This window comes from Streptomyces sp. NPDC030991 (assembly GCF_055571235.1).
Genome location: NZ_JBVIFR010000014.1, coordinates 94280 through 120369 on the forward strand (window position 1 = coordinate 94280; position 26090 = coordinate 120369).

At 69.2% G+C, this 26090-nt stretch carries 18 protein-coding genes and 2 pseudogenes; 10 read left to right on the plus strand and 10 right to left on the minus strand.

Annotated elements, in window-relative coordinates; genetic code table 11:
- Positions 1-29: 29 nt before the first annotated feature.
- The 5 genes and pseudogenes from ACZ45E_RS25650 to ACZ45E_RS25670 all read left to right on the plus strand — a co-directional run bounded on the left by ACZ45E_RS25650 (position 30) and on the right by ACZ45E_RS25670 (position 4373).
- Entirely contained in the window at positions 30-905 is an 876-nt protein-coding gene (locus tag ACZ45E_RS25650) for a DUF3558 domain-containing protein (RefSeq protein ID WP_468224471.1), read from the plus strand.
- 156 nt (positions 906-1061) lie between these two features.
- Positions 1062-1916: a DUF3558 family protein gene (locus ACZ45E_RS25655; protein WP_468224473.1), complete on the plus strand. Its 855-nt coding sequence runs from the start codon at positions 1062-1064 to the stop codon at positions 1914-1916.
- A gap of 131 nt (positions 1917-2047) precedes the next feature.
- A pseudogene (locus ACZ45E_RS25660) lies at positions 2048-2248 on the plus strand (DUF2637 domain-containing protein); the annotation flags it as partial.
- A gap of 338 nt (positions 2249-2586) precedes the next feature.
- Positions 2587-3027 (plus strand): effector-associated constant component EACC1, encoded by a 441-nt coding sequence (locus tag ACZ45E_RS25665; RefSeq protein WP_468224475.1) that lies wholly within the window; start codon positions 2587-2589, stop codon positions 3025-3027.
- The gene (locus tag ACZ45E_RS25670) at positions 3027-4373 is read left to right on the plus strand and encodes a caspase family protein (protein WP_468224478.1); all 1347 of its coding nucleotides are present in this window, start codon (positions 3027-3029) and stop codon (positions 4371-4373) included. Before ACZ45E_RS25665 ends, ACZ45E_RS25670 begins: the two co-directional genes overlap by 1 nt.
- A 487-nt stretch (positions 4374-4860) precedes the next feature.
- Here ACZ45E_RS25670 and ACZ45E_RS25675 read toward each other — a convergent pair whose 3' ends face one another.
- The 7 genes from ACZ45E_RS25675 to ACZ45E_RS25705 form a co-directional block, all read right to left on the minus strand.
- The gene (locus ACZ45E_RS25675; protein ID WP_468224481.1) at positions 4861-5607 is read right to left on the minus strand and encodes a hypothetical protein; all 747 of its coding nucleotides are present in this window, start codon (positions 5605-5607) and stop codon (positions 4861-4863) included.
- Positions 5604-7682 (minus strand): hypothetical protein, encoded by a 2079-nt coding sequence (locus ACZ45E_RS25680; protein WP_468224484.1) that lies wholly within the window; start codon positions 7680-7682, stop codon positions 5604-5606. Before ACZ45E_RS25680 ends, ACZ45E_RS25675 begins: the two co-directional genes overlap by 4 nt.
- Positions 7682-8101 carry a hypothetical protein gene (locus tag ACZ45E_RS25685; RefSeq protein WP_468224485.1) on the minus strand — a complete coding sequence of 140 codons (420 nt, stop codon included), beginning with the start codon at positions 8099-8101 and terminating at the stop codon, positions 7682-7684. Before ACZ45E_RS25685 ends, ACZ45E_RS25680 begins: the two co-directional genes overlap by 1 nt.
- 171 nt (positions 8102-8272) lie before the next feature.
- Positions 8273-8683 carry a hypothetical protein gene (locus ACZ45E_RS25690; protein ID WP_468224487.1) on the minus strand — a complete coding sequence of 137 codons (411 nt, stop codon included), beginning with the start codon at positions 8681-8683 and terminating at the stop codon, positions 8273-8275.
- Entirely contained in the window at positions 8680-10833 is a 2154-nt protein-coding gene (locus ACZ45E_RS25695; RefSeq protein WP_468224489.1) for an integrase, read from the minus strand. The genes ACZ45E_RS25690 and ACZ45E_RS25695 overlap by 4 nt, the downstream gene beginning before the upstream one ends.
- Complete coding sequence (locus ACZ45E_RS25700; protein ID WP_468224492.1) at positions 10830-12485, minus strand: hypothetical protein; 1656 nt, start codon at positions 12483-12485, stop codon at positions 10830-10832. The genes ACZ45E_RS25695 and ACZ45E_RS25700 overlap by 4 nt, the downstream gene beginning before the upstream one ends.
- 83 nt (positions 12486-12568) lie before the next feature.
- Positions 12569-14101, minus strand: coding sequence for a site-specific integrase (locus ACZ45E_RS25705; RefSeq protein ID WP_468224494.1), 1533 nt, complete (start codon positions 14099-14101; stop codon positions 12569-12571).
- A 44-nt stretch (positions 14102-14145) separates the two neighbouring features.
- Between ACZ45E_RS25705 and ACZ45E_RS25710 the strand changes: the two are divergent.
- A pseudogene (locus tag ACZ45E_RS25710) lies at positions 14146-15036 on the plus strand (DUF2637 domain-containing protein); the annotation flags it as partial.
- A 391-nt stretch (positions 15037-15427) separates the two neighbouring features.
- On the opposite strand, the gene lysS reads toward ACZ45E_RS25710, so the two are convergent.
- Complete coding sequence (lysS, locus tag ACZ45E_RS25715) at positions 15428-17182, minus strand: lysine--tRNA ligase (protein WP_468224496.1); 1755 nt, start codon at positions 17180-17182, stop codon at positions 15428-15430.
- A gap of 178 nt (positions 17183-17360) precedes the next feature.
- Here lysS and ACZ45E_RS25720 point away from each other — a divergent pair, with 178 nt between their 5' ends.
- Positions 17361-19670, plus strand: coding sequence for a PA14 domain-containing protein (locus tag ACZ45E_RS25720; protein ID WP_468224499.1), 2310 nt, complete (start codon positions 17361-17363; stop codon positions 19668-19670).
- Positions 19671-19777: 107 nt separating this feature from the next.
- Positions 19778-21553 (plus strand): arginine--tRNA ligase, encoded by a 1776-nt coding sequence (gene argS, locus ACZ45E_RS25725; protein WP_468224702.1) that lies wholly within the window; start codon positions 19778-19780, stop codon positions 21551-21553.
- Here the strand turns inward: argS and ACZ45E_RS25730 are convergent.
- On the minus strand, positions 21550-22746 hold the full coding sequence (locus ACZ45E_RS25730; RefSeq protein ID WP_468224501.1) for an aminotransferase-like domain-containing protein: 1197 nt from the start codon (positions 22744-22746) through the stop codon (positions 21550-21552). The genes argS and ACZ45E_RS25730 overlap by 4 nt on opposite strands.
- A gap of 117 nt (positions 22747-22863) precedes the next feature.
- Positions 22864-24444 (minus strand): helix-turn-helix domain-containing protein, encoded by a 1581-nt coding sequence (locus ACZ45E_RS25735; RefSeq protein ID WP_468224504.1) that lies wholly within the window; start codon positions 24442-24444, stop codon positions 22864-22866.
- Between the two features lie 186 nt (positions 24445-24630).
- On the opposite strand from ACZ45E_RS25735, the gene ACZ45E_RS25740 reads away from it, so the two are divergent.
- Together ACZ45E_RS25740 and ACZ45E_RS25745 are read left to right on the plus strand one after the other, a co-directional pair.
- Entirely contained in the window at positions 24631-25416 is a 786-nt protein-coding gene (locus tag ACZ45E_RS25740) for a DUF4232 domain-containing protein (protein WP_468224507.1), read from the plus strand.
- A gap of 40 nt (positions 25417-25456) precedes the next feature.
- Positions 25457-26089: a nucleoside/nucleotide kinase family protein gene (locus ACZ45E_RS25745; protein WP_468224510.1), complete on the plus strand. Its 633-nt coding sequence runs from the start codon at positions 25457-25459 to the stop codon at positions 26087-26089.
- The last annotated feature ends 1 nt before the right edge of the window (position 26090 follow it).

Genomic DNA, 26090 nt, shown 5'->3' on the forward strand with positions numbered 1-26090 from the left:
GGCGTGACCCGCCGAGAGGAGCCCTTACGGTGCAGCGGAAGTCGTACGCGTACGTGCCGGGCATCACCGTCCTCGTGGCGGCGCTGCTCGCCGGCTGCACCGGGGGTTCCGGCTCCGGCGACGACGCGGGCGACCCGAAGCAGGGCGAGGCGAGCGCCTCCGTCTCCGCGGCGAAGCCCGGCAGGTACCGGACGCTTCCCGAGCCGTGCGCCCAGCCCGACCAGGGGACGCTGGACGCGATGCTCCCCGGCATCAAGGAGCTGACGGACGTGCGGCAGCGGGAGAAGGCGTACGAGGGCACGGCGACGGCCACGTACGACACGGCCCGGCGGGCCGGGTGCGGGTGGAAGGACGGTTCGGCGGCGGGTGGCACGCACCGGCTGACCCTGGACTTCGAACGGGTGGTGTCCTACGACGCGGCGGTCAGCGACGACTCGCGGGCGCAGGCCGTGTTCGACTCGAAGCTGGAGAAGGCGGATCTGCCCGTCCCGGCGCCGACGGGGTCCGTGACGCCGTCGAAGGGCGCCGACAGCGAACCCGGTGACGCCGGCACCGAACCCGGGGGCTCCGGCGGGTCCTCGAAGGAGAAGACGGCCTCGGGGGAGGCGGGGGACGGCGCGAAGTCTTCGCCGCCGGCCTCGCCCTCGTCGTCGGTGTCGTCCGCCGAGCTCCAGCCGCGACTGCTGGACGGCCTCGGGGACGAGGCGTTCATCGACGACGAGCTGACGGGCCCCGAGGCGGCCAGGAGCCGGACGGTGACTGTGGTGTTCCGCACGTCGAACGCGCTCGTGACCATCCAGTACGTGGCGCAGTCCGCGACGCCCGGAGAGGCGCCGGACAGCAAGGAATCGCAGGACACGGTGCAGGAACTGGCGCAGAAGCTGGTCGGCAAGTTCGACGAGTAGAGGGCGCGGGAGGGGCGCCGCGGCTGCGGGGAAGCCGAGGCGTGCGGGGCGGCTACCGCGTACGGTGGCCCATCGGACCCGGGTTCGTGGTGGCTCCGTGAAGAAGCCGCCGTGTTTCCGGGGTCGTGCTCCCGCCAGCGTCCTAGTGAAGGAACCATGCACCGTCCGACCAAGCGACTCACCCGCATCCTCGCCTGCGCAGCCGCCGTGCCGGTGGTTCTCGTCGTAGCCGGCTGCTCCTCCGACTCCGGCTCCGGTGACGGGGCGGAGAAGTCCCCCGAGGCGAAGGCGTCCGCGTCGGCCACCGGGGACACGGCGAAGAAGGTGGCCCCGGCGACGTACAAGTCGCTGCCGCAGGCGTGCTCCGCGCTCTCGAAGAAGACGCTGGGCGATCTGGTGCCGAAGGGCGAGAGCAAGTCGGGGGCGTCGGACGACGAGTCGACGCGGGCGAGCTGCTCCTGGTCGAGCCTGGAGAACAACGGGGTCAAGGGCTCCCAGTTCCGCTGGCTCAATGTCTCGATGGTCCGTTTCGAGTCGGATGTGAACCGGGGCAGCGGCGACAAGCTGGCGTCGGCGTACTACGCGAAGCAGATCAAGGACGCGCAGGCGACGGACGGCGCGAAGGCCGTGAAGACGCAGCCGGTGTCGGGTACGGGTGACGAGGCGACGCTGGTGCGCTTCGACAACACGTACAAGGAGAAGAAGAAGGACGTCACGTCCAAGCAGCAGACGGTCGTCTCACGCGTGGACAACGTGGTGGTGACGGTCAACTACAACGGCTCGGGTCTCGCGGGCGAGAAGGCGCCGGACGCCGAGGACCTGTCGAAGGACACGGAGAAGGCGGCGAAGGAGGCGGTGGCCTCGGTCGTGGACTCGGCGTCGTCGTCCGCGTCGTCGTCCGCGTCCTCCGCGTCAAAGAAGCCGTCGGCTTCCGCGTCCGCCACCAAGAAGGCTGACGACAAGGCAGACGACAAGGCCGTCGCCGACAAGGCCGGCGACAAGGACAAGTAACCGCTGTTTCCCGCGGTTTGAGGAGCCCGGCCCCTTTGGGGTGCCGGGCTCCGGGCGTACCGGCCCACGGCCGTCCGCACGCGTGTGCCAGTCTGTTGGGCGCAACATGCCGAACTGGGAGGGGAACTGGAGTGGCCGCGCCACTGAAGCTGACACGGACGCACCGGATACTCATCGGCCTGGTGGTGGCCGGTGCGGTCGTCATCGCGGGGATCGGCTTCGCCGGTTCGTACGCGGCCGTGCGCGAGCTGGCTCTGGAGAAGGGCTTCGGGAACTTCAGCTACGTCTTCCCGGTCGGCATCGACGCCGGCATCTGCGTGCTGCTCGCGCTCTTCCCTGTCAAGTTCTTCTGTTCAGATCTTCGTCTCTCCATGGGCAGCACCGCAAGAGCTTCATTGTTGTGGAACCAGCAGTGAAGCCGACACTCACCTTTTAGGCGGCGCGCTCTCGAGAGCCGTCGGCCTCGGGAACCCATGAGAGCTGTTCGAGACCCGGCACCTTCGAAGGAGACAGTGGCAGCAGGATGAAACACCCTCTTACGCTCCCGGTGAGCGCGGCGCGCTGTCGTGCGGGACCCGCTTGGTGACGCCGCTGCAATGGTGGCTGAGCGCGCCGTTCGGCCCGCGGCACGTGAACTGCTGCCTCGGCGCCGCCATATCTGGCCCAGAGCATGTTCTGCGGGGCCCTTGGACATAAGGTTCCTGTTCAAGAGGCATGGCAGGGGGAGGAGTTCGCAGTGGTCGAGGTGTCGATTCAGCCAGGGACCGGCAGGTACGGGGAGGGCAGTCAGGCATGGCGAGATCAGGTTGCAACCCTGTACGTGTTGCTCTCGGAAGAAGCTGGTGCGCTGGCTCGGGGCGGCGTGCCAGCCCCCGGGCAGAAGGGCGCAGTAGAAGCGACGGCGCTTGCGCTGGGGTCTTCGGGCGCCTTGACCGCAGCGGTGACATGCTTTCGGGCATGGCTGGCCCGGGACAAGACCAGAACACTCACCATCACATGGGCCGATGAGACCGGAGCTGAGCAGCGACTGCACGTCTCAGGCGACAACATTGACCAGGCATCATTCCAAGCACTCGTTGAGTCCCTCGAAAACCGCTTGGGCCACGACTGATGAGCGAGCAACGGCGCTACCGGGGACTGCTGGTCGGAAACGCCACCTACGTCCGCGACCCGCACGCACTGCCTGCAATCGACGGCCCCCTCACCGACATCGAGGAGCTGAACGTTGCGCTCACGGATCCAGAGGTCGGGCTCTTCAACCCCGCCGACCTCTCAGTCTTGGCCGACTGTGGCATCCAGGAACTGAGGGAGCGGATCGATGAACTCTTCACGACGGCCTCCCGGGAAGACGTGCTCTTGCTCTATTACAGCGGCCACGGTCAACTCGACGAACGTGGCACGCTTTACCTGGGAGCCACAGACACCAGAACCGGAGCGCTGCGTGCAACTGCCCTCAGCGCCATTGAGATCAACAACATCATCGACGGCTCGCCCGCCGGCACCACCATTCTGATTCTCGATTGCTGCTACAGCGGCGCTTTCAAAAGCACTGCACCCGCACTACTGGCCGAGGGGCGTGGGCGTTACGTACTCACAAGCAGTCGGTCCACTCAGCTCACCCAGGCAGCCATCGGATTCGGGCACCCCAGCCCCTTCACACAGCGACTCGTACAGGTGCTGCGTAACGCTCGACCCACTGGTTCCTCTGAGTACTTGACCCTTTCCGAGACATACCAGCAAGTGCATGACCGGATGACAGCCGACACGGTGATCACCCCACAACTAAACTTCCGTGGTGAGGGAGATGTGGCCATCGCGCGACGTCAGACCCCGTCGGACGTCGCGCCACCGAGGAAGGGGGAGGAGGCTCGTGAGCCGCAATCCTTCCCTGCAGCCGTGGAGCCCGGCGCGCCGGTGAGCGACTCTGCTCTCGGTGAGAGAAAGACGCGTGGAAGCCGACGGTTCCTACCTTGGGTTGGTTCCGTCTTCGCCGTCGCAGTCGTTCTCTGGTCCAGCTACCTCGGCTGGAAGTCGATGGAAGGCGAAAAATGGATCGACACGTCGCTGCTGGTTGTCATGCCTCCCCTGGTCTTCTTCGCGATCGTACGCCTCGACTTTGATTACCGAAGGCGCGGAATCAGTCTCCCAAAATACTCGTACATACTCTCGTCAGTAGTGCTCTCTTTGGGGCCGTTTCTCTATATTTGGCAGGTTACGGCTGGCCGGGACCTGCTGGTCAGGTCTTACGGAGTGGCGATGCTTCTGATGCCTATCTCCTTCGTTCCGTACCTATTCCGCGGAATGGTCGTGGATATCCTGTGCCCCGAGCTTCATCCTGATGTGAAGAGGATGATCCAGGCGAAACGCATGGAGGCTTTCATCTCGACAAAGAGGGATGCTGAAGAGGCGCACCTGGCCGACAGCCTGCGCCGGTACCGGGAGATTGAGGAAGAATAGAAGCCAGCCACCCGGTTTCGACTGAGGCCACCGACCCGTATACGCACGGTCTGATGCCCAGAGGCGGCCACCCGCGGATACGGGCCCCATCAGTCCCGTCCGGCGCACGGTGATGGCGCCGTCACCGTCGCCTGTCTGCTTGGAGAACCTCGTAGCCTCGTCGCGCGTCGCCATCGCAAGTGGTGATGGAAACCTCGTGCTTCTCGAAGTGCTTGAGGAAAGCGCCTTAAAGCAGGTGACTCATATCGCTACTCGCTCCGCCGGGGGTGCCCTCCAGCGCCACATCCATCCGTAGGACTCCCACATACGTCCACGCTCATGGATCCACGCGGCTTCCCTCCGCAGCGCTTCCTAGTAGGTGAGTTCGGGGTTGTCCAGTGTCCACAGGCGCATGCGTGGCGCCAGGAGGAAGTGAATGGCGCGGACCAGATTCTTCCTTGGCATCACACCCGAATCCTCGCGCCGAGAGTCGCCTGAACGGTCATACTCATGACGGTCCGTCCGGGGCGTTCTGTCCACTGCCATCCACCCCCAGACGGTCCAGGGTTCGGTTCATGACCTGAAGTGCGAGCGACAGAGATTCCTCGTCTTCAACGACGCTGAAAACCTCCTCGATCTTTCGGCGGACGAGGAGCTTCGTGTCCACGGTCTGATCGATCTTCGCGGTGTGGAGCGTTTCCTGAAACTGTTTGAAGGCACAGAGAACGGACTCAACCTTCGCCTTCGGATCGCCAGCTGCAAACTGGAGATCCGCATACCGGCTGACCCACCAGACAGGACCAAGTGCCGGATCCGTGAGACGTTCGAGTAGTAGATCAAGCTCAACTGTCTCCCGTGCATGTGCTGACCTAAGAGCCATCTCACCTTGCGCTCGCTGAAGCGCCACCTCTCTTGTCGGCTTGGAAACTCGAACTCGTACGTGCCCTTCCACTAGGATCCGCTTCTCGTGATCCCAAAGTTCTTGGTTGAGCACGGAGTTCATGGCGTCCTCTGCGGCGTCAGGTTGCAGCAGAGGATACGCGCAGGCCACGCTCCCTAGCTCTTCCCTGAGGAGATTCCGAGCCAGTGCGTCCGGAGCAAGGGGGAGAGGAGCAGGAGAGTCAGGATCTAGCCGCCATCGATAGCGAATCATGACGCGATGATGCAATCCGTAATCCTTACTTTCCAGGGATGCGGAGAAGGAGCGGCGATCAGAAATTCGCCGCTCCTTCAGCCAGTTGAGAATTCTGATCATTGTGCTGCAGAATCCGCCTCAGTCTGGTCCTGAGGACGCTGTTCTGCGGGGTCGGCTCCGGATGCCGCAGCAAGGGGATCGTGCTCTGCTTCGATGTCCTGGAGGAAATCGCTGAAGAGCGCGTCAATCAGGGCGTCCTGCAGCGGCCCCTTGGCCTTGACGACGGCCTTGATGAGGGGGCCGGAGATCCCCAGGGAGCGGCCAAGCCCGATGATGAGGTCGACCACCGGCTCCTGCGGCAGGCGTTCGAGTTCCGCGCCCTCTCGCCAGCTCAGCAGAATTCTTTGGGCACGGGCAGGGTCATCGCTGTGCTGGAAAACATGCTGCCAGGCTTCGAACACGCGTTGACGTATCGCTTCACCTGCTTCTCCGGGCTTTGTGAGTGCCACCACGAGTGGTGAATTCTCCAGCTGGTCCGCAGTCGACGGAACGCTGAAGATGTCGAAGAGGACCTCCTGGTCCGTTCCGGTCCGCTTTCCGGCGTTCATGATCCAGGTGACGACGGTGTCGGCTACAAGAGGTGCCAGGCTGTCGTCAACTGCCAGCTTGCGTACGGCATTTATTGCTGCCCTCCGCGCCTCGTCAGTACCGGGGGAGTTGAGGATGTAGCGTGCCCGGGTCAGCGCCTGGCTGGGATAGGCACTCCCGAAGGCACCCGAACAAGCTCGGGCGACAGCACACTGGCGCGCCGGCCACGACTTCCCGCCTGCCCACGTGGCGAGTTCGGCTCGCACCTGGCTTCCAAGGGCAGGGTGGACAGCGAGTTCAGACAGGAGATCGCCAACCAGTTCCTGCTGCTGTTTACCACCGTCGCGGAGCCATCCCTCGGCCAGGTCGAAGATCGGGGTGACACCGACGGTTCCTGCGAGCTGTGTCAGTGCTGCGGCAAGCGCGTCGAGGTGATCCTTAGCCGGGCCCTGACTGATGTCCCGGAGCCACTGTGTCAGCACCTCCTCTGTCAGTTGCCTGTGCTTCGTCCAGAGATACCGCAGGATTGCCGGCCCTTGAGATTTGTGTTCAAGAGATGCGGCACCGGTGGCCGTATCGAAGGACATTCCTGCTGGTCTCAGTCGCTTCGGTGCGTCCGGCATCGCGAGAAGCCCACCCTCGGGCCTTGGCAGGTTGATCTTCGGTGCGGCAAGCAGGAGGTCAGCGCTGTTCAGCACGACCTCAGCGGGTGCCGTATTCAAAAACGCGCCCGCGATACGGACAGCTCTGGTCTCCACCCCTTCCCGGCCACCAGCGAACCAGTCGCTCAAGTGAGTTTCCCAGCCGTGGTACTCGTCGAGGGCTTCCTTGTCTCCGCTGTTCTTGGCTGTCGCGATGATCGACGCGAGCCGAACCGCCTCACCGGGGGCACACTCGTGCGGCAGGAGACCGTGAAACACGCTCTCCTCGTCGTGAATCCACCCGGAGCGGTCTCGTGTCCTCTGATCACTTTGCAGGTACTTCTCGACGACGGCTGTGGGCCCAGGGCGTTCGAGGTCCACGACGAGGATCTCAGATCTAGGCCCACCAGTTCGCGCCTGGGCCCAAGAGGTCTCTGTCGCGATGATCACCATGCAACTACCAGCTTTTCGCAGGGTAGATGCATAGGTCGAGAGGCCGCTGAAGAAGGTCTCGGGAAGTGGCTGTGTGACACCACGCAGGTTGAGGAGATAGCCCGCGCCGCGCTCCTCAGGCAGGCATGCCACATCCGGTTCGTCCCAGTCGGGAAGCAGTTCGGCTATGCGGTCGTTCGCAACGTTCGAAGCCGCAAGTAGACGGAGCCCGGCGGACCTGCAGCCGTACTCCTCGGCTGCGAGCAAGACCACGATGTGGACGTTCGCTGTGCCGTCAAAGCGCAGCCGGACGGCTTGCGCGGCATTGTCGAAATTGTCTCCAGGGCTCACGAAGCGGTTCGCAGGCATCAGACTGTCCGGGTCCACCGGGCGAGGCCGGAGATGCCGCAAACCGGTGAGGTAGTTCGTGATGTTGTTGTCGCGGCCTGCGGTGTTGATGCTGCCGAGTGCGAAGTTTCCCGTCACGGTCTGCCCCGATGAAGGGTTGGCAGAGGACTGGATCGGCAACGACATCAGCGGGTACCTCCGATGTTGTTGTCGCGGCCTGCGGTGTTGATGCTGCCGAGTGCGAAGTTTCCCGTCACGGTCTGCTGCGCGACTACAGGGGCCTCAGCGCCTCGTTCCTTCAGAGCGTCGATGAGTTCCTGGAGCGCTTCCGGCTGATCGTCACCAATGCAGGTGGCAAGGATCTCCCGCACCGGTACCTGCACACCCTCGGCCATGGTCGCTCGCTGTTCAGGTTCGAGGGCCGCCACCGCCTGTTCCAAAGTGTCAAGCCGGGTTATTACTTCGGCTTCACCCTCGACGCCTTCGCCCTGGCCACGTCGCCAAAGCCCCAAGATGCGCTGGCGCGTGTAAGCGTAGAGGTCAGTTCCCATCGTTCCCGCCACAGCACCACTCGCTGCGGCCAGAAGCTCAACTGGTGTCGACACGGCAATCCCCCTGTGTGTCGGCCAGCCCAGCCCCACAGTGTTGTTGAGCCTGCTGGTCCCCGTTACTTAAGCGCTGATGATAGGACCACCATGCTTACCTAGTCCGTTGAGCCTTCGTGGTGGCTGGATTCCGTCCCGCGCTCAACGAGCGGCACCAGGAGTGCAGAGCTCTCAGCCAGTCGGTGATCGGAACGGCACGACGTTCTCTGATGCCGGAACGTCGGCCCGGACCGACGGGTCCCGCTGGGTAAGGACGGCACTGGCAAGGGTGAGCGTGGTGATCTGGCAGCGGAGTTGGTCGATCTCGGCCTTCTGGTTGGCAATGGTCTTCCTTAGCTTGATGACGGTCTCGCGGAGTCGTTTCTCGGTCTCGGGTACCTGCTGCGTCTCGTTCCGGACGCGTTCGTAGAACTCGTTCTTCAGGTCTGCGTGCCGCTTCATGAGGGCCATGCGGTGGACGCCGGCTTCGACAGCCAGGGCTGTGACGGTGAGGCTTCCGTTGGAGACGGTGGACTCACCGGCTAGGAGGCGGTCCATGGCCTCTCGGATGCGGATGCGCTCGTCCTGGTGCTGCTGGGTCATCTCAGAGCCTCGATGGTCTGGGCGGTGGCGTCGTGAGTGTCGGCCGTCCCGCGGAGCCGAGCGGCGTTAGCTTGGAGCTTCCGCGCGATGGGGCCGGGTGCATGGTCGGCGAGCTGGTCGATCTCGTCGGCTCGTGCGCGAAGTTGGCGGGCGTGGGTGTCGGTACGGACTGTGTTGCCGCAGCCGGAAGTGCAGGCGTACTGCCTTGGGGCGGTGGCGCCTGATTCGGGTTCGCAGAGCGCGTTGTCGTGCTTGAAGGCGCAGATGAGGAACGCGTCGGGGTTGTCGTAGAGGACGATGCCGTCCCGAGCCAGGAACGCGGTGGCCTTCTTCGCGAAGGTCTTGGGTACGAGGCGGCCTTCGAAGTGGGGTGCTTGTGCGGCGGCGGTGAAGGCTCGGCGGGCCGCGGGGCCGGAGATCTTCTCGCCGGCCGCGGTGCGGTCGCGGAAGCGGGCGGCGGTGTCGGCAGCCGCCAGGGCGGTCTCGACGTCGAGGACGCTGTGCAGGCCGCGGCGGCTTCGGGAGGCATAGCCGCTGGAGGTGCGGGTGTCCAGGACGGTGCGCATGTGGCCGTACTGGATGGCCAGGGCGACCAGTCCGCCGGGACGGCGGGCGACGTGCCAGGCCAGGGTGCGGCGGAACCGGGACATGCCGATCGCGCCGTGCGGGTCCTCGGGAACGGACTGGTCGGGGATCCCCTGGGCTTCGGCCTCGCGGTTTACCCAGACGATGAAGGACTCGATCCGCCGGTTCAGGGACGTTTTCCGGATCGCTCCCTGGTGCTGTTTGCCGCCGGGGCGATGCACGTCGTGGTGGGCGGCGCTGAGGAGGAGTTCCCCCTCGGGGACCATGCGTTCCAGGACCCGGATGGCGCGGACGACAGGAGTGATCGCGACCCACGGGACGTCGCGGACCTCACCGGCGGAGACGTGGTTGCCGTTGTCGTCGAGGACGTTCTTGAAGTGGTGGCTGCGGATCAGGTGCCGGCCAGTGGTGCCGTCGGCGGCCGCATCGGGGGCAGGGCAGCAGCCCGAGCGCAGAGCCTGAACTTCCTGGGGGCGCATGCCGGTGAGGTAGACGATCACCAGAGCGGCGGCGGTGCCCAACTGCTGCATCAGGGTGGGCGCTTCGCCAAAGAAGATGTGTTCGCGCCAGGGTCTGCCCTCAATCTCTCCGATGACCGGGATATTCAGCGGGCAGGGGGCCGGGCGCTCCAGGACGAGGTCCTGGACGCCGTGCAGCATGACGAGCCGCTCGATCTGGGCGTGCGTGGCTCCGGTGTGTGCGGCAACGTAGTCGCGGGCCAGGTAGAGCCTGCCCTTGACGTGCGCGGCAGGCAGCGGGGCACCCGAGTTGACGAGCGGGAGCAGGTACTCCTTGAGAGCGGCCCGGCTCGCCGAGGTGGCAGTGTTGCTCGCCGCCACCTCCATCAGGCGGCGCTGCTCGGTCCAGGCCGCCAGAATGTCGTCGGCAAAGTTGTCGACGAACCGCAGCGCCCAGATGAGCAGCGGGCCCAGGACCTGCGGGTCGAGCGGCTCGGTCGAGTTCTCCGCGTTGTCCGTGCCGTCGGCGGCAGGAAGGTAGTCGTCGATGCCCTCGGTCTCCCACGGCGGGCAGCTGATGCCTGCGGGCCGGGCGCTGAGCTGGTCGGACACCCACAGGTCCGTGAAGTAGCCGAGGACCATCTCGGCGTGCACCCGACTGATGCCCTCGTCCCGGCGCTCGCCTGCGTAGATCCGCCACTGGTCCTCGGTGCAGTCCGCGAGACGGGTGATGCCGCGCTGGTGCAGCCAGCGGGCCAGCCGGAACCACTCGCAGTACTTCTGCAGCATGGTCTGAGCCGCGCCCCGCCCCCGGGCCGAGAGCCCCTTGGTACGCAGAAAGGTAGGTCTCCGCTCACCGTTGATCAGGGCCCAGACCACGCGCTTCATCTCGTCCCGCAAGGGTGCCGGGCAGTTCTTCCAGTGGATCGAAATCAGGGTAGCGCCCGGGTTGTCGATGAGCGGGGCCAGAGACCAGACGGAGTCGCGGTAGCGGGTGTTGGGGTGGGTGTTGCCCGGGGCGATCCACTGGGGCAGCACCACGGGGCTGTCCGGGGCGGGTACCTGCAGGATGTACGGGTCGCTTTCGTGGGCGAGTGCGGTGGTCACGGTGCGAGGTCTCCCTTCACCAGGCGGTTGACCAGGGTGTGGTCGTCGCTGCCTGCGCGAGCCAGGGCCGCCTCCCAGGCTGCGGCGCCGACTTTGTCGCGCAGGTCTTGCAGCCGCAGCGAGTGGTCCTGCCAGCGCTCGCTCCACTCGCTGTCGTCCAGCACGGAACGCAGGCTTACGAGCTGCTGTTCCAGGAGCGCGAGGCGGGGGTGGTGTCCGGGGTGAACGTAGGCGTTCTTGCAGGCCAGGCAGAGCATGAGGTCGGCTCCGCAGCCGCCTTCCGGCGTGGGCCAGGGACTGGTCGTCTCGTCCTCGCAGTCCGCCGTCACGGTCTGTTCGTGGGCGGGATCCGGGGCGTCGGCGAAGTGTCCGCCGAAGACCACGGACTCGGCCTGTTCCAGGGCTTCCTCGGCCCCGTTCGTGAAGACGCTCCGTGAGGCGCGCTGAACGTTCTCGTCGGGCAGGACGTAGACGCGTTCGTTGGTGCTCTGGGAGTGCTGCCGGGGTTGGCCGTCACGGGTCACCGTGGTGCGGCGTACGCGCTGGAAGGGCGAGCCGCCCAGGTCGTGTTCCCGTTGCCAGCGCTGTGCGTCGTTGTAGCTGATACCGAAGCACAAGGGGCCGACCGGACGCGGGCGTTCGGTGTTCTGGTGGCGGTGGGCCGCCTTCGCCGGGGCGTACAGGCGCGCGACCATCAGCAGGGCGGTGCCCGGTGCCAGACGGGCGGCCAGGTCACGGCCGTGCGCGGTGACCTCCAACGCCTGCGTGATCAGCCGTCCCGGGGAGTCGGCACCGGAGTCGGTGATGTTCTCGGTGGAGAACCATCGTCCTTGGCCCGTACGGTGCTTCTCCACCTGCACCTGGTAGGTCGTCGTGGTCGACTCCCCAGCGGACGGGCCTGCCGTGGGAGCGGGCATCCGGTCGTAGATCTTCAGGTTCCAGGCGAACTGGTCGGTGAGGAGGACGGCCAGAGCCGTTAGCTCCATGCGCGACAGGAACAGCCGGCCCCAGGTCTGCTCGGTACCGGCCCCGCCGAGGAGATTTCGATCATCCACATGAGGCTGACCACTCGGCAAGATGGTGCGCGGGACGTCTCCCGTACGCGCGAGATGGTCCAGCACTTCCCCGAGCCGACCGTCCCGGCTGCCTTCCTCCAGCTCACCCGCCCGCCACACCCTCAACAGGCGGGTGTTCTCCTCGATCCGCAGCCGCGCCGCCCTGAACTGCCGCTGCGCAGCCAGCACGACGTGCTTGCGTTCGTCATCCTCATAGGACTGCTTGCTCGGCTTCGCGGCGGGAAAGCGCCGCAGCAGCTCCTCCGCCACGGGCCCACCGGAGAACCGCGGGTCCTGTTGCAGCAGCAGGCGAACCGTACTCAGCACAGCCTTTCCGGTGACCGTACTCACGTGCCGGGCACGCCAGCGCTTGAGCACCGCCACGGTCACGCCGTCTAGATCCTGCGGGGTGTTCTCCAGCTCGGACAGGAATGTGGCGAAGACCATCGTCCTGGACCAGCAGGTCTTGGCGGTGTCATGGCTGGTCCAGGCCCTCGACCGAGCCGCGTACAGACGGGCCAGCGAACGCTGCAAGGGCTCGGGGACCGGCAGCTCGGAGAAGTCGAACTCCTTCGCGTAGCCAGCCTTGTTGACCACGGTGACCGTCAGTCCGTCCGGCCCCAGCGGCGATTCGGTACGGTGATCCGCCGGAGGCAGCCCGGCCCGATGCCCACGCCGACTCACGACGCCTCCCCCAGGAGGGTGCCGATGTCCTGGATACCGGCAGACTCACGGGCAAGGCGGGCGAAGACGTCGTCCAGATTGCCGCGCTCCTCGTCCTGCTCGTCGCTGTTCTCGGCGGCGGCAAGAATCGACTCCAGCTGCAGATGCGCGACGGGCGCCAGATAGTGCCGCTTCGTCGTCTCCACATCCGCGTGCCCCAATAGCGTCTTCACCAGCCACCACGGGTCACCGAAGAGCAGCGCGAAGTCCCGCCGGTCCTTCTGCGAGAGCCCGTAGCGGTTCTCCATCAGCTCGTTCAGCACCACCAGCATGTAGAGCGCGTACGAGTGCCGGGCGGAGTGCGGCGTCGCGTACGGGCTCTTGCCTCGCACCTCCGCCAGCCGAAACTCCCGCCCCAACTCCCGCTCCTTTGGTGCGAGAAGAACCTCTTCGCAGCGCAAGTTCGCGGCTCGGAACACACCGTTCCACCGGTCAGGGGCCATCGGTAGACCCTGCTCGGACAGCCACAGCCAGGCCGGTTCCGGCCCCTCCGGCCCCTCCATGAACAGCCACTGCCGCTCACGCCACCCGAGCCGGCCCAGCTCCCGGCCGCCGACGACACCATCGTGGTCCACCCACTCCACCATCGGCTTCAACCCCCGCGTCACCTTCGTGACCAGCCTCATCACGGGCAGACGCTCATAGCGGCCCTCCGCCTGAGCACGCTGAACCGCCCACGCCCGCTCCGACTCGATGTATGCCTCGACCTGCCCGACGGCATCCACCGACGCGTAAAAGTTCCTCCCCTTCTTTGCCCTGGTCACCGCCCCGGCGATGGCTCCGTGGCAGTACCTGCCGCGCCGCAGCTGCTGCGTGGGCAACTCGAACGTCAGCAGCGATCCGCCCTCCTGGCGCCGCAGCCCGGAGCTGAGCAACAACTGCACGAAGGCCGTGTTCCGCAGCTCAGTCCGCGCGTCCCACCCCGGCACCGGTGCCCCAGCCCTGTCGTGGCCACGCAGCCCGACGTCCGACCACAGAGCCCAGGTGCGCGGCGTCAGCCACGACACCCGCGCGCTGACCGAATCCGCCGCCCGGTCCTCGCGCCGCGAGACGTCTACCGGCAACGGCCGGACCTTGCCCCACGTGAACAGCTTCGTGAACGCAGCCGCCTCGCGGTTCCACTTCGTCCCGCTGATCCGCTCGGGGTTCGCCGGCGCATCGCACCGCCAGTTCCGATAGTCGGCCAGGTCCTGTTCCGTGGCCTTCCGCCACGGCACTCGCCGCGAGGACAGGAACTCCAGCAGCAGCCGGATGTCCGTCGCGTAGTTCCGCTTCGTCTCCCGCTCCAGGTTCCGGAACTCCTTTGAGCGGACGAAGTCGAGTAGATCCGCATCCACCGCCCCGTCCGGCCGTACGTACACCGGATCACCGGGCCGTAGCCCGATCCGGGACACCGCATCCGGCAGGTCCCGCACCCCCAGCACCCCTTCCGACGGCAGGACGCCCCACCGACCCGGATCCGGCACCCACACCACGAACCACGAACCCACCAGACGCCTCCCTTGACGCTTGAACTCATTAAATCATCAGGGAAGCGCTCGACCTGCTGCTGACGTGGATCCGGATCCCGTTCCCGTTGCTGCGCCAGACGGCGTGGCTGCTGACGGCGGCGACGATCGCGTTCAACGGCGCGGCGGCCTGGCCGGACCCGCTCGGTACCGGGATGCACGCCGTCATCCCGATCCTGTTCGTGGTCTCGGTGGAGGCGGCCCGGCACGCGACCGGGCGGATCGCGGACATCACCGCGGACAAGCACATGGAGGGCGTGCGCATCACGCGCTGGCTGCTCTCGCCGTTCCCCACGTTCCTGCTGTGGCGCCGGATGAAGCTGTGGGAGCTGCGCAGCTACGAAGCGGTGATCAAGCTGGAGCAGGAGCGGCTCGTGTACCAGGCGCGGCTGCGTTCGCGGTTCGGGCGGGCGTGGCGGCGGAAGGCCCCGGTGGAGTCGTTGATGCCGCTCCGGCTGGCGCGGTACGGGGTGCCGCTCGCGGAGACCGCTCCCGCGGGGCTCGCCGCGGCCGGGATCGAGCCGCAGCTGCTGCCGCCCCAGCCGAAGCCCGGGGCCGGTCCCGGCCCGGCGGAGCTGGAGCGCGGCGCGCCGAAGGCCCCGGACGCGCCGGCGGCTCCGGAGGTCCAGGAGGCTGTGGAGGAGGCGGCTGTCGCCCAGGCGCCGAGCCAGTGGTTCGCGTCGCCGCCGCCGCAGGCGCAGCCGTACCAGGGCGGTTACGACCCGGATTTCGAGCCGCCCACGTTCGTGCCGGAGCAGGAGCACCAGGACTGGTACGAGGAGCAGCCGCAGCAGATTCCGGTGCCGGTGCCCCGGCCGCGGGCGGCGGAGCGGGTACGGCAGCCCGGGCCGGAGTTCACGGAGCCCGGGTTCCCGGTGCCGAACGGGGCCGGTGGGACACGGCCGTTGGGTGACGGGACCCAGGACGGGATCGAGGCCGGGGTCCAGGACGGAACCCAGGACGGGGTCGAGGCCGGGGTCCAGGACGGGGTCCAGGAGGTCGCGGGTCCGTCGTCGACGCCGTCGCCGTCACCGTCGCCGTCGCCCTCGGTAGAGGACCTGTACCGGGTCTACCGGCAGGCGATCGACGGTGAGATGCCGACGCCGGGGCGGTTCGCCGCGGACGTGGAGGACTCGTTCGGCATCCGGCTTGAGCCGCGCGACGTGAACCGCTTCGCGGAGCAGTTCTCCGTCCGGTACAACGCGGAGCTGATGGAGGACCACATCGCCTGAGAGCCGGTCTTCGAACCGCGGGCGGATGTGCGAGAGGGGCGGCACCGGGTTCCGGTGCCGCCCCTCTCGCGTCGGCTCAGGCGCCGAGCAGCTTGCGGACGCGGTCCGCGCCGACGGCGAGGAGTAGCGTGGGCAGGCGCGGGCCGGTGTCGCGGCCCACGAGCAGGTGGTACAGCAGCGCGAAGAACGAGCGCTGGGCCACCTTGATCTCGGCGGGCAGCTCCTTGGCGGTGGCGTCGGCGGGGAAGCCCGCCTGCACCTTCGGGACGCCGTAGACGAGGTGGGTGAGGCCGTCGAGCGACCAGTGCGAGTCGAGGCCGTCCAGGAGGAGCCGGAGCGAGGCGCGGCTCGGCTCGTCGAGCGCGGCCAGGGCGTCCGTGTCCGGCTCGGCGCGGACGATGGTGCGCGATTCGGCGGGCACGTACCGGGTGGCCCACGCCTCGGCCTTGTCGAGCCGGGGGCGGACGACGGACAGGTCCGTGACCGGGTTCTCCGGGTCGAGCTCGGCGAGGATGCGCAGGGTCTGCTCCGCGTCCCCGGCCGTCACGTCGGCGACGGAGGCCAGCGTGCGGTAGGGCAACGGGCGTTCGGTGCGCGGCAGGTCACCGGCGGCGGTGCCGACGGCGCGGCTGTACGCGGCGGCGTCGGCGGGCAGGACGGACCCGTCCGCGACCTTCCCGGCGAGCTTGTCCCACTCGTCGTAGAGCCGCTGGATCTCCTGGTCGAAGGCGATCTTGAAGGACTGGTTGGGGCGGCGGCGGGCGTAGAGCCAGCGCAGGATCTGCGGCTCCATGATCTCCAGCGCGTCGCCCGGAGTCGGGACGCCGCCCTTGGACGACGACATCTTCGCCATGCCGGAGATGCCGACGAAGGCGTACATCGGGCCGATGGGCCGCTCGCCGCCGAAGATGGTGACGATCTGGCCGCCGACCTGGAAGGACGAGCCCGGCGACGAGTGGTCGACGCCCGACGGCTCGAAGATCACGCCCTCGTACGCCCAGCGCATCGGCCAGTCGACCTTCCACACCAGCTTGCCGCGGTCGAACTCGCTCAGCCGGACGGTCTCGGCGAACCCGTCGAGGGTGCAGGTGTAGGAGAGCTCGGTCGTCTCGTCGTCGTACGAGGTGACGGTGGTGAGGTCCTTGCCGCACTGCCCGCAGAACGGCTTGTACGGGTAGTAGCCGGCGCCGCCGCTGCCGTCGTCCTCGGACGCGGCGCCGGAGCCCTCGGCGGCCTCCACCTCGGCCTCGTCCACCGGCTTCTGCTGCTTCTGCTGCTTGGCCGGGGCCTTCTTCGTGCGGTACTGGTCGAGGATCGCGTCGATGTCACCGCGGTGCTTCATGGCGTGCAGGATCTGCTCGCGGTAGACGCCCGAGGTGTACTGCGCGGTCTGGCTGATGCCGTCGAACTCCACGCCGAGGGCGCCGAGCGCCTCGACCATGGCGGCCTTGAAGTGCTCCGCCCAGTTCGGGTACGCCGAGCCGGCCGGGGCGGGCACGGAGGTGAGCGGCTTGCCGATGTGCTCGGCCCAGGACGCGTCGGTGCCGGGCACCCCGTTGGGGACCTTGCGGTAGCGGTCGTAGTCGTCCCAGGAGATCAGGTGCCTGACCTGGTACCCGCGGCGGCGGATCTCGTCGGCGACCAGGTGCGGGGTCATGACCTCGCGCAGGTTGCCCAGGTGGATCGGGCCGGACGGGGACAGGCCGGAGGCGACGACGACCGGTTTGCCCGGGGCACGCCGCTCGGACTCGGCGATGACATCGTCCGCGTAACGCGACACCCAGTCGGCCTGCTGGGCGCTCGGAGCGCTGCTGTCAGCCACGGTCGGCACGTCCTTCTCTCCTCGTTGTCTCATACGGAGTACATCTCGTTGTCTCCCACGGAGTACATCCGCCGGGCCGCGCCGGTGCGTCGGCGGGGCCCGCCCCATTGTCACCCGCGGTGGTTCGTGCCGGAAAACGGATAGGTCCGCCGTACAACCCCGGGGGCCCCGCGCAAGTCCTCTCTGCGTGATCACAGACAGATTCCGCGCAGGGCTGCGCGTGGGGGCCACCGGGCTCTCCATAGTCCTGCCGTCGGCCTGCGTCGTCCTCGCGGCGCCCTCCGCCGTGGCCGCCGTGACCTGCGGCGACACCACCTTCCAGCGGACCTTCTACAGCAATACCTCCTTCTCCGGGACTCCGAAGAAGACGGATTGCGACACCACCATCGACCAGAAGTGGACCGGCGCGCCGCTCTCCGGGATGGCGACCAACAACTTCTCGGTGCGCTGGTCGCTCACCCGTGACTTCGGCTCGGGCGGCTGCTTCACCTACCGCCTCTCCGGCACGGACGGCCTACGGCTGTACGTGGACGGCGTCCGCAAGGTCAACAAGTGGACGAACACCGGTGACGGCGGCAACAGCGTCCCGGGCACGTTCTGCGTCGGCTCGGGCAAGCACACCGTCCGCGTCGACCACACGAACTGGACGGGCCTTTCCCAGGTCAAGTTCACCTGGCCCGCCTCGTCGGACAGCAAGGCACCGCTCGCCCCGACCGGCATCAGTACCTCGTACGACGCGGCGACCGGCAAGGCGACCGCCCGCTGGACGAAGAACCGTGAGCTGGACATCGCGCGCTACGAGGTCCTGGTCGAGACCGCCGGGAGCGGTGTGTCGCGGTGGACGACCACCGGCACCAGCGCGACGTACGCGCTGCCGAAGGACGGCCGGAAGTACCGGTTCTGCATTCAGGCCGTGGACAAGTGGACCAACTACGGCAAGACCGCCTGCGGCCCCTACGTCACCCCGCCGGACAAGACGGCCCCGGCCGTCCCTGCCGTGCGCGCGTCGGACGTCTCGGTCTCCACCATTCTCGGCAGGCCGCGCGTCAACGTCTGGCTGGGCCAGGTGCAGCCGGCCGAGGGCCCCGTCTTCACGCTGTGGCGCGCCACCGCCGCGGCGGGCCCGTTCACCGCGGTCGCCACCATGGACCTGCGCGAGAGCCCGGGCGAGCAGTACCTGTACGACGAGACGCCCGGCGAGAGCAGGACGTACTACTACGCGGCGTCCGCGACCGACGCCGTCGGCAACACCTCGGCGCGCACCACCCCCGTCAAGGTGAGCACGCCGGACACGACGGCGCCGGGTGCGGTGGCGGGGCTCGTGGCCACGGCGGACACCGACAAGACCGTCCTGACGTGGAACGCGTCGTCCGACGGCGCCGTGCGCTGGGAGGTGTACGGCGCGGACGGCGGCGCGGCCCCGGCCCTGCTCGGCACCACCACGGCCGCCGAGTACCGGGACACCACGGCGAAGCCGGGCGTGCGGCGCACCTACACGGTGTACGCGTCCGACGCGGCGGGCAACCGGTCGAAGCCGGCGACCGTGACCGCGACGCGGCAGGTGGCGCCCCCGACGCTTGTGAGCCTGAAGCCCGACGCGCAGGGCCGCCCGGAGCTGCGCATCAGAGTGGCCGCGGACAACGACCACAGCGGCGGCTTCAAGGTCTACTCGGGCACCAGCGCGTCCACGGTGCGCACCACGCAGCGCGCCTGCGCGCCCGACGAGGTCTCCCGGACGTCCCTGGACGTCGAGTACGTGTGCGCGCTCACCGACTTCGGTGGCTCGACGGACCGCTACATGACGGTCGCCGCCGTCGCCGGGAACGGCGTGACGTCCAGCTACGCCAAGGCGGTGCGGTACGACGACACGGTCGCGCCGCCGGTCCCCTCCGGCTTCGCGGCGACGCCCGAGCAGTGGGGCACGACCCTGCGCTGGGACGCCGCCGACGTCGCCGACCTGCACTCCTACTGGCTGCGCGCCGGGCGCCCCGAGACGGTCGGCGGCGTGCGCAGCTGCGCGGGCGGGAACACCGAGGTCCTCGCGGGCGACGCCACCTCCTACCAGGACACGGAGGGCCTGCCGGACGGCGAGGAGCGCTGCTGGGAACTGCGTGCCGTGGACGGGGCGAACAACTACAGCGAGGCGGTCACCGTCTACGCGGCCGAGCAGGACACCCGGCCCGCGGAGGCGACCGCGCCGGGCTCCCCGGTGACCGGCCTCGACGCCTCGGTCAACGCCGGTGACACCGTCCTGAACTGGGACACGCTCGACGGCGCCACCGGCTACCGGGTCTACCGCTGGGACCGGGTCTCTGGCGCGTACGAGCGGATCGCCGACGGCGCGCTGGAGAACCCGAACACGGAGGAGTTCCGGCACTTCCGTGACGAGCGGGCACCGTCGGGCACCACCGTCTACTACCGCGTGAGCGCGGTGTACGCGGACGGCACCGAGTCGGCCCCGGCCCTCGCGGCCGTGGCGCTGGCGCCCACGGTCTGACGTGGCGGCCCACGGGGGCGGGCGGGAATCCAGGCGACCACCCGTTCGCCCCCGTGGGAGACTGGTGGCGTTTTCTGTACTCCTACGAGCGGAACGGCACCCACTCCATGGCCCCGGTCACGTCCCTCACGTCCTCCGTCAACCAGCGTCTCGCCGACGCCCTCAGCGCCGCCCTCCCCGAGGCCGGTGCGGGCGCGGACCCGCTGCTGCGACGTAGCGACCGGGCCGACTACCAGGCCAACGGGATCCTGGCCCTCGCCAAGAAGGCGAAGGCGAACCCGCGGGAGCTGGCCGCCCAGGTCCTGGAGAAGGTCACGAACGGCGATCTCCTGAAGGAGGTCGAGGTCTCGGGCCCCGGCTTCCTGAACATCACGGTCACCGACCGGGCGATCACCGGGACGCTCGCCGCCCGTGCCGCGGACGGCGACCGGCTCGGCGTGCCGCTGAAGGAGAAGCCGGGCGTCACGGTCATCGACTACGCGCAGCCGAACGTCGCGAAGGAGATGCACGTCGGCCACCTGCGTTCGGCGGTCATCGGCGACGCGCTGCGCTCCATGCTCGACTTCACCGGCGAGCGGACGATCGGCCGGCACCACATCGGCGACTGGGGCACCCAGTTCGGCATGCTCATCCAGTACCTGATCGAGAACCCCGGCGAGCTGGCCCCGGCCGCCGACGTGGCCGCCGCCGACGGCGAGCAGGCGATGTCGAACCTGAACCGGGTGTACAAGGCGTCGCGCGCGGTCTTCGACACGGACGAGCAGTTCAAGGAGCGGGCCCGCAAGCGGGTCGTGGCGCTCCAGTCCGGTGACAAGGAGACCCTCGACCTGTGGCAGCGGTTCGTCGACGAGTCGAAGGTCTACTTCTACTCGGTCTTCGAGAAGCTCGACATGGAGATCCGCGACGACGAGATCGTCGGTGAGTCGGCGTACAACGACATGATGCCGGAGACGGCGCGGCTCCTGGAGGAGTCGGGGGTCGCCGTGCGGTCCGACGGCGCGCTCGTCGTGTTCTTCGAGGAGATCCGCGGCAAGGACGGCGAGCCGGTGCCGCTGATCGTGCAGAAGGCGGACGGCGGCTTCGGCTACGCGGCCTCCGACCTGTCGGCGATCCGCGACCGCGTCCAGCACCTGGACGCGACGACGCTGCTGTACGTGGTGGACGTACGGCAGTCGCTGCACTTCAAGATGGTCTTCGAGGCGGCCCGCCGGATGGGCTGGCTCGGTGACGACGTCACCGCCCACAACATGGGCTACGGCACGGTCCTCGGCGCGGACGGCAAGCCGTTCAAGACGCGTGCGGGCGAGACGGTGAAGCTGGAGGACCTGCTCGACGAGGCCGTCGAGCGGGCCACGGCGGTGGTGCGGGAGAAGGCCGAGAAGGTGGGCCTGTCCGAGGAGGAGATCGCGGAGAACGGACGGTACGTCGGGATCGGCGCCGTGAAGTACGCGGACCTGTCGACGTCGGCGAACCGGGACTACAAGTTCGACCTGGACCAGATGGTGTCGCTGAACGGCGACACGTCCGTCTACCTCCAGTACGCGTACGCGCGGATCAAGTCGATCCTGCGCAAGGCGGACGGTGTGGGCCCCGCCGCGCACCCCGAGGTCGAACTGGCCCCGGCGGAGCGGGCGCTGGGCCTGCACCTGGACGCGTTCGGCGACCTGGTCTACGAGGCGTCGGCCGAGTACGCGCCGCACAAGCTGGCCGCGTACCTGTACCAGCTGGCGTCGCTGTACACGACGTTCTACGACCAGTGCCCGGTGCTGAAGGCGGACACGGCGGAGCAGATCGAGAACCGGCTGTTCCTGTGCGACCTGACGGCCCGGACGCTCCACCAGGGCATGGCCCTGCTGGGCATCCGGACCCCCGAGCGCCTCTAACCGTTCAGGGCCCGGCCCAGGCGCCGCAGCCCTTCCGTGATCTCCTCCGGCGTCTGGGTCACGAAGCAGAGCCGCAGGGTCGTGGGGTCGGGGTCGGCGGCGTGGAACGGGGCGCCGGGGACGTACGCCACTTCGCATTCGACCGCCTTGCTCAGCAGGGCGGTCGAGTCGTATCCGCCGGTGGACGGCAGGCGCGCCCACAGGAACATGCCGCCTTCGGGGCGGGACCAGGTGGAGCCCTCGGGCAGCGCGCCGGGCAGCCCCGCGAGCATGGCGTCGCGGCGCGTCCCGTACTCCGCCGCGACCTTCGCGACGTGGGCGTCGAGGTCGCTGACGGCCAGGTAGCGGGCGGCGGCGAGCTGGTTGACGGTCGAGGTGTGCAGGTCGGCGGCCTGTTTGGCGACGGCGCAGGCGCGGCGCAGCGCGGCGGGGGCGCGCAGCCAGCCCAGGCGCAGGCCGGGCGCCATGACCTTGGAGAAGGAGCCGAGCAGGACGGTGCGGTCGCGGGCGTCTTCGTGCGCGGCGATCCACGGCAGCCGCTCGCCCTCGAAGCGGAGTTCGCCGTACGGGTCGTCCTCCACGATCCACAGCCCGCGGCGGGCCGCGACCCCGGCGACGGCGGCGCGGCGGTCGGCGGGCAGGGTGCGGCCGGTCGGGTTCTGGAACGTCGGCACCGTGTAGAGGAGCTTGGGCCGGTGCGCGGTGACGAGCGCGTCGAGAGCGTCCGGGTCCATGCCGTCGTCGTCGCAGGGGACGGGGACGACGTGGGCACCGGCGAGGCCGAAGGTCTGGAGCGCCGCCAGGTAACAGGGGTTCTCGACGAGGACGGTGTCGCCGGGTTCGACGAGGGCGGTGGCGAGGAGGGAGAGGGCCTGCTGGGAGCCGGTGGTGATCAGCAGGTCGTCGGCGGCCGTGGGCAGGGAGCGGGCCGTCGTACGGGCGGCGAGCGCCTCGCGCAGGGCCGGTTCGCCCTCGGTGGTGGAGTACTGGAGGGCGCGCCGCGGGTCGTCGGCCAGGACGTGCGCGAAGGCGGCGGCGATGCCGTCGGTGTCGAAGAGTTCCGGCGCCGGGAGGCCGCCCGCGAAGTTGATGACCTCGGGGCGGGCGGTCACCGCCAGGATGGCCCGGATCGGTGAACCGCCGGTGGCGGCGGTGCGGGCGGCGAGCGGGGCGGGGGGCACGGTGGCGGTCATGGACGGCGACTCCTTCGCGGCGGGCGGCTTTCCGTGACCCTAAAGAGGTGCGTGCCCGGTGCACCCGCTGTTTCGCGATACGGACGACGGGCCACCGCTCGGAGGGGGTCGCGCGGCTCAACCCCCGCTCTGCTCCTCACGCTTGATCCATTCGCCGCCGCCCAGCGGGTAGTCGTAGCCGGGGCGGCCGGTGTTCGCGCTGGTGCGGAACGCTGTGCCGTTGTTGTCGATGTGCACGGTGCCGTGGCGGCTGCCGCTCGACCATTCCAGGCTGAGGTCCCAGCGGACGTCGCGGGCCCTGGTGCGCGCGGTGACGTAGAAGACCTCGGGGTCGGACTCGCTGACCTTGTACGGGAAGTCGCGCTGACCGTGGGCGGCGCCGGCGGCCGGGCTGCCCGCGTCCAGGTTCACGTCGAACGACTTGGTCCCGACGCCGCCGCCGCAGCCGACGCCCATCGAGTAGTCGTTCCAGGCGAGCGGGGCGGCGCTGCTGACGACGCGGACGTGCAGCGCCTCCAGGACGACGGTGTCGTGCCCGGTGCCCTGCACGGTGAGGGCCACACGCTGCTCGCCGGAGGAGACCGCGCCGTACGCGGACGCCCAGCGCGGGGCGTCCTGTTCGGAGGCGGGCGGGCCGACCTGGGCGGGCTCGCTGTCGACGAGGAAGTGCTGGCTGCACGGGCTCTCGTAGACGTAGGGCCGGGTGGCGACGGTGAGCGGGGTGCCGGCGGGCGCGCCGGTGGAGCCCGGGGAGGCGGCCGGCGGGGCGTGCTTGCCCGCGGACGCGGAGGGCGTGGCACTCCGGGCGGCCGATTCGGAGGCGGACGGGGACACGGACGCGGACGCGGATGCGGTCGGCGTCCGGGACGGCGCCCGGTCCGCCGCGTCCCGCCCGGCCGGGGCCGTCGCTCCGGCCACCTGCTGAGCGCCGCCCTTGTCGCTCCCCGACGGCAGGCTGACGGCGAGCACGGCGGCCCCGACCACGGCGACGGCGGCGACCCCGGCCGCCACCACGGTGACCCGGCGCCGCCGCCCCACCGACTCGACGGAACCGGGCAGTTCGGCGGGGGCATCGCCGGGGCCGGGCGTGACGGCAGGCGCGGGCGCATCCCCGGACGCGGGCGTGACGGTAGGCTCGGACCCACCCCCGGCCACGGGCGTGACGGCAGGCTCGGACCCATCCCCGGACGCGGGCGTGACGGTAGGCGCGGGCGCATCTCCGGACGCGGGCGCCGCGCCCCCGCCCCGCGCCGCGTCAGCCCCCTCCGGCGAACCACCCGAACCGGCCGGGCCATCCGCATCACCCGAGCCGGCCAAGTCACCCGAGCCAGCCGAGCCGGCCAAGCCACCCGAACCAGCCGAGCCCCCCAGCTCGACCGAGTCGGCTGAGTCACCCGAACCCCCCGATCCCCCCGCCCCGGCGGCAGCCGCTCTGCGGCCGCGGCCCGCGTCCGCCAGGATCCAGTGGCGGTGCAGTTCGACGAACTCCTGCGGGGCCGCCTTGCAGAGCCGCGCGAGCCGCTCCACCGGGGCGTAGTCCGTGGGCACGGCCGTGCCGTTGCAGTAGCGGTGCAGCGTGGACGTGCTCATGTGCAGCCGCTTGGCCAGCGTCCCGTAGCTGAGCCCCGAGCGGTCCTTCAGCTCGCGCAGCCGCGCCGCGAACGCGTCCCCTGCACCTTCCGTCGACTCCCCTGACACCGTTCCTCCGTTCCCCCGCGTCCCGCCCGAGCGTTCCAGGCCGGTCGCGTTTCCCCTGGTCAAAGCCTGTCTCAGCGTTCCAGCATCCCGTACTGCGGGTGGATCGTGGCGGCTGGGACAGATCCGCGCACAAGCTCTGGTCATCCAAGCACCACACCGACCGCAGCACCGAAGGGGATCTCCCTCATGTCCAGCATCCGTACCTCCCGCGCCGCCCGTCTCTCCCGCACCCCGCGTCTTCGCCGGGCCCGTCTCGCCACCGCCGCCGCGGGTGTCGCTCTCGCCGCGTTCTCGCTGACGGCGTGCAACGACGGATCGGGCGTCAAGGACGAGGGCGCGTCGGCGGGGGCCGCCGGTTCCGCTTCCCCCGGGTCCGCCTCCCCCGGGTCGGACGCGAAGCCCACCCCGGACGGCTCGGGGCCGGCCACGTCCACGCCGGACGCGGCGAACTCCGCCGACCCCGAGCCCGCCGCCGCGGCCCCGGCCGCACCGAAGCCCGCCGCGTCGAAGCCGGCGGCGGCCAGGCCCGCGGCCCCCGGCGGGCGCGCCGTCTGCGACGGCTCCAACACGCGGACCACCGCCGCGCCGGTCAACCGTCCCGTGAACCACATGCTCCTCACCGTCACGAACACCGGCACGACCGGCTGCGACCTGTACTACTACCCGGCGGCGCGGTTCACCGGGGCCCAGTCGGTGCCACCGGTCATCGAGGACTCCCAGCCGCAGGCCGTGGTCTCCCTGGCACCCGGCCAGTCCGGTTACGCGGGTGTCGCCCTCGCCTCGGCGGACGGCAGCGGTTCCCACGGCTACACGGCGAAGTCCCTCACCGTCTACTTCGCGGGCGCCAAGGGCCACTCCGGCTACGACGGGAAGGCGGCGACGCCCGCACTCCCCGCCAAGGGCGTCTACCTGGACGACTCCGTCAAGGTCACGTACTGGCAGTCGTCGATGGACGCCGCGCTGACCTGGTGAGGCGGGCAGCCGGCACGGGGCGTGGTGCAGGCTGGGAACCATGCAGTCGTATGCCGACATCGATGAACTGGCCGCCCGCGCCCGCGCCCTGGCCGCCGCGGGCCCCCGCCGGGTGCTGGGCATCGCGGGCCCGCCGGGCGCGGGCAAGTCCACCCTCGCGGAGTCCCTCGTACGCGCCCTGGACAAAATGGCGGTGCTCGTCCCCATGGACGGCTTCCACCTCGCCGACGCGGAACTGGCCCGGTTGGACCGCGCCGGCCGCAAGGGCGCCCCGGACACGTTCGACGCGTACGGGTACGCGGCGCTGCTCGCGCGGCTGCGGGCGCCGCGCCACGGGGAGACGGTGTACGCGCCGTCCTTCGAGCGGGAGCTTGAGCAGCCGGTGGCCGGGGCGCTGCCGGTGGAGCCGGACGTGCCGCTGATCGTGACCGAGGGCAATTACCTGCTCCTGGACGAGGAGCCGTGGTCCACGGCGGTGCGTCCGCTGCTCGACGAGGTGTGGTGGGTGGCCGTGGACGACGCATCGCGCGTCGAGCGGCTGACGGCCCGGCACGTCGCGTTCGGCAAGTCCCCGGCCGCCGCCCGCGACTGGGTACTGCGCTCGGACGAGGCGAACGCCCGCCGGGTGGCCTCCGGCCGTGCGCGCGCCGACAGGGTCGTCCACCTGGGGTGAA

Excerpts from the sequence above, each read along its gene's own strand:
- ACZ45E_RS25655 (WP_468224473.1), top strand. The coding sequence starts at position 1,062 with ATGCACCGTCCGACCAAGCGACTCACCCGCATCCTCGCCTGCGCAGCC.
- ACZ45E_RS25665 (WP_468224475.1), top strand. The coding sequence starts at position 2,587 with ATGTTCTGCGGGGCCCTTGGACATAAGGTTCCTGTTCAAGAGGCATGG.
- ACZ45E_RS25670 (WP_468224478.1), top strand. The coding sequence starts at position 3,027 with ATGAGCGAGCAACGGCGCTACCGGGGACTGCTGGTCGGAAACGCCACC.
- ACZ45E_RS25675 (WP_468224481.1), bottom strand. The coding sequence starts at position 5,607 with ATGATCAGAATTCTCAACTGGCTGAAGGAGCGGCGAATTTCTGATCGC.
- ACZ45E_RS25680 (WP_468224484.1), bottom strand. The coding sequence starts at position 7,682 with ATGTCGTTGCCGATCCAGTCCTCTGCCAACCCTTCATCGGGGCAGACC.
- ACZ45E_RS25690 (WP_468224487.1), bottom strand. The coding sequence starts at position 8,683 with ATGACCCAGCAGCACCAGGACGAGCGCATCCGCATCCGAGAGGCCATG.
- argS (WP_468224702.1), top strand. The coding sequence starts at position 19,778 with ATGGCCCCGGTCACGTCCCTCACGTCCTCCGTCAACCAGCGTCTCGCC.
- ACZ45E_RS25730 (WP_468224501.1), bottom strand. The coding sequence starts at position 22,746 with ATGACCGCCACCGTGCCCCCCGCCCCGCTCGCCGCCCGCACCGCCGCC.
- ACZ45E_RS25740 (WP_468224507.1), top strand. The coding sequence starts at position 24,631 with ATGTCCAGCATCCGTACCTCCCGCGCCGCCCGTCTCTCCCGCACCCCG.
- ACZ45E_RS25745 (WP_468224510.1), top strand. The coding sequence starts at position 25,457 with ATGCAGTCGTATGCCGACATCGATGAACTGGCCGCCCGCGCCCGCGCC.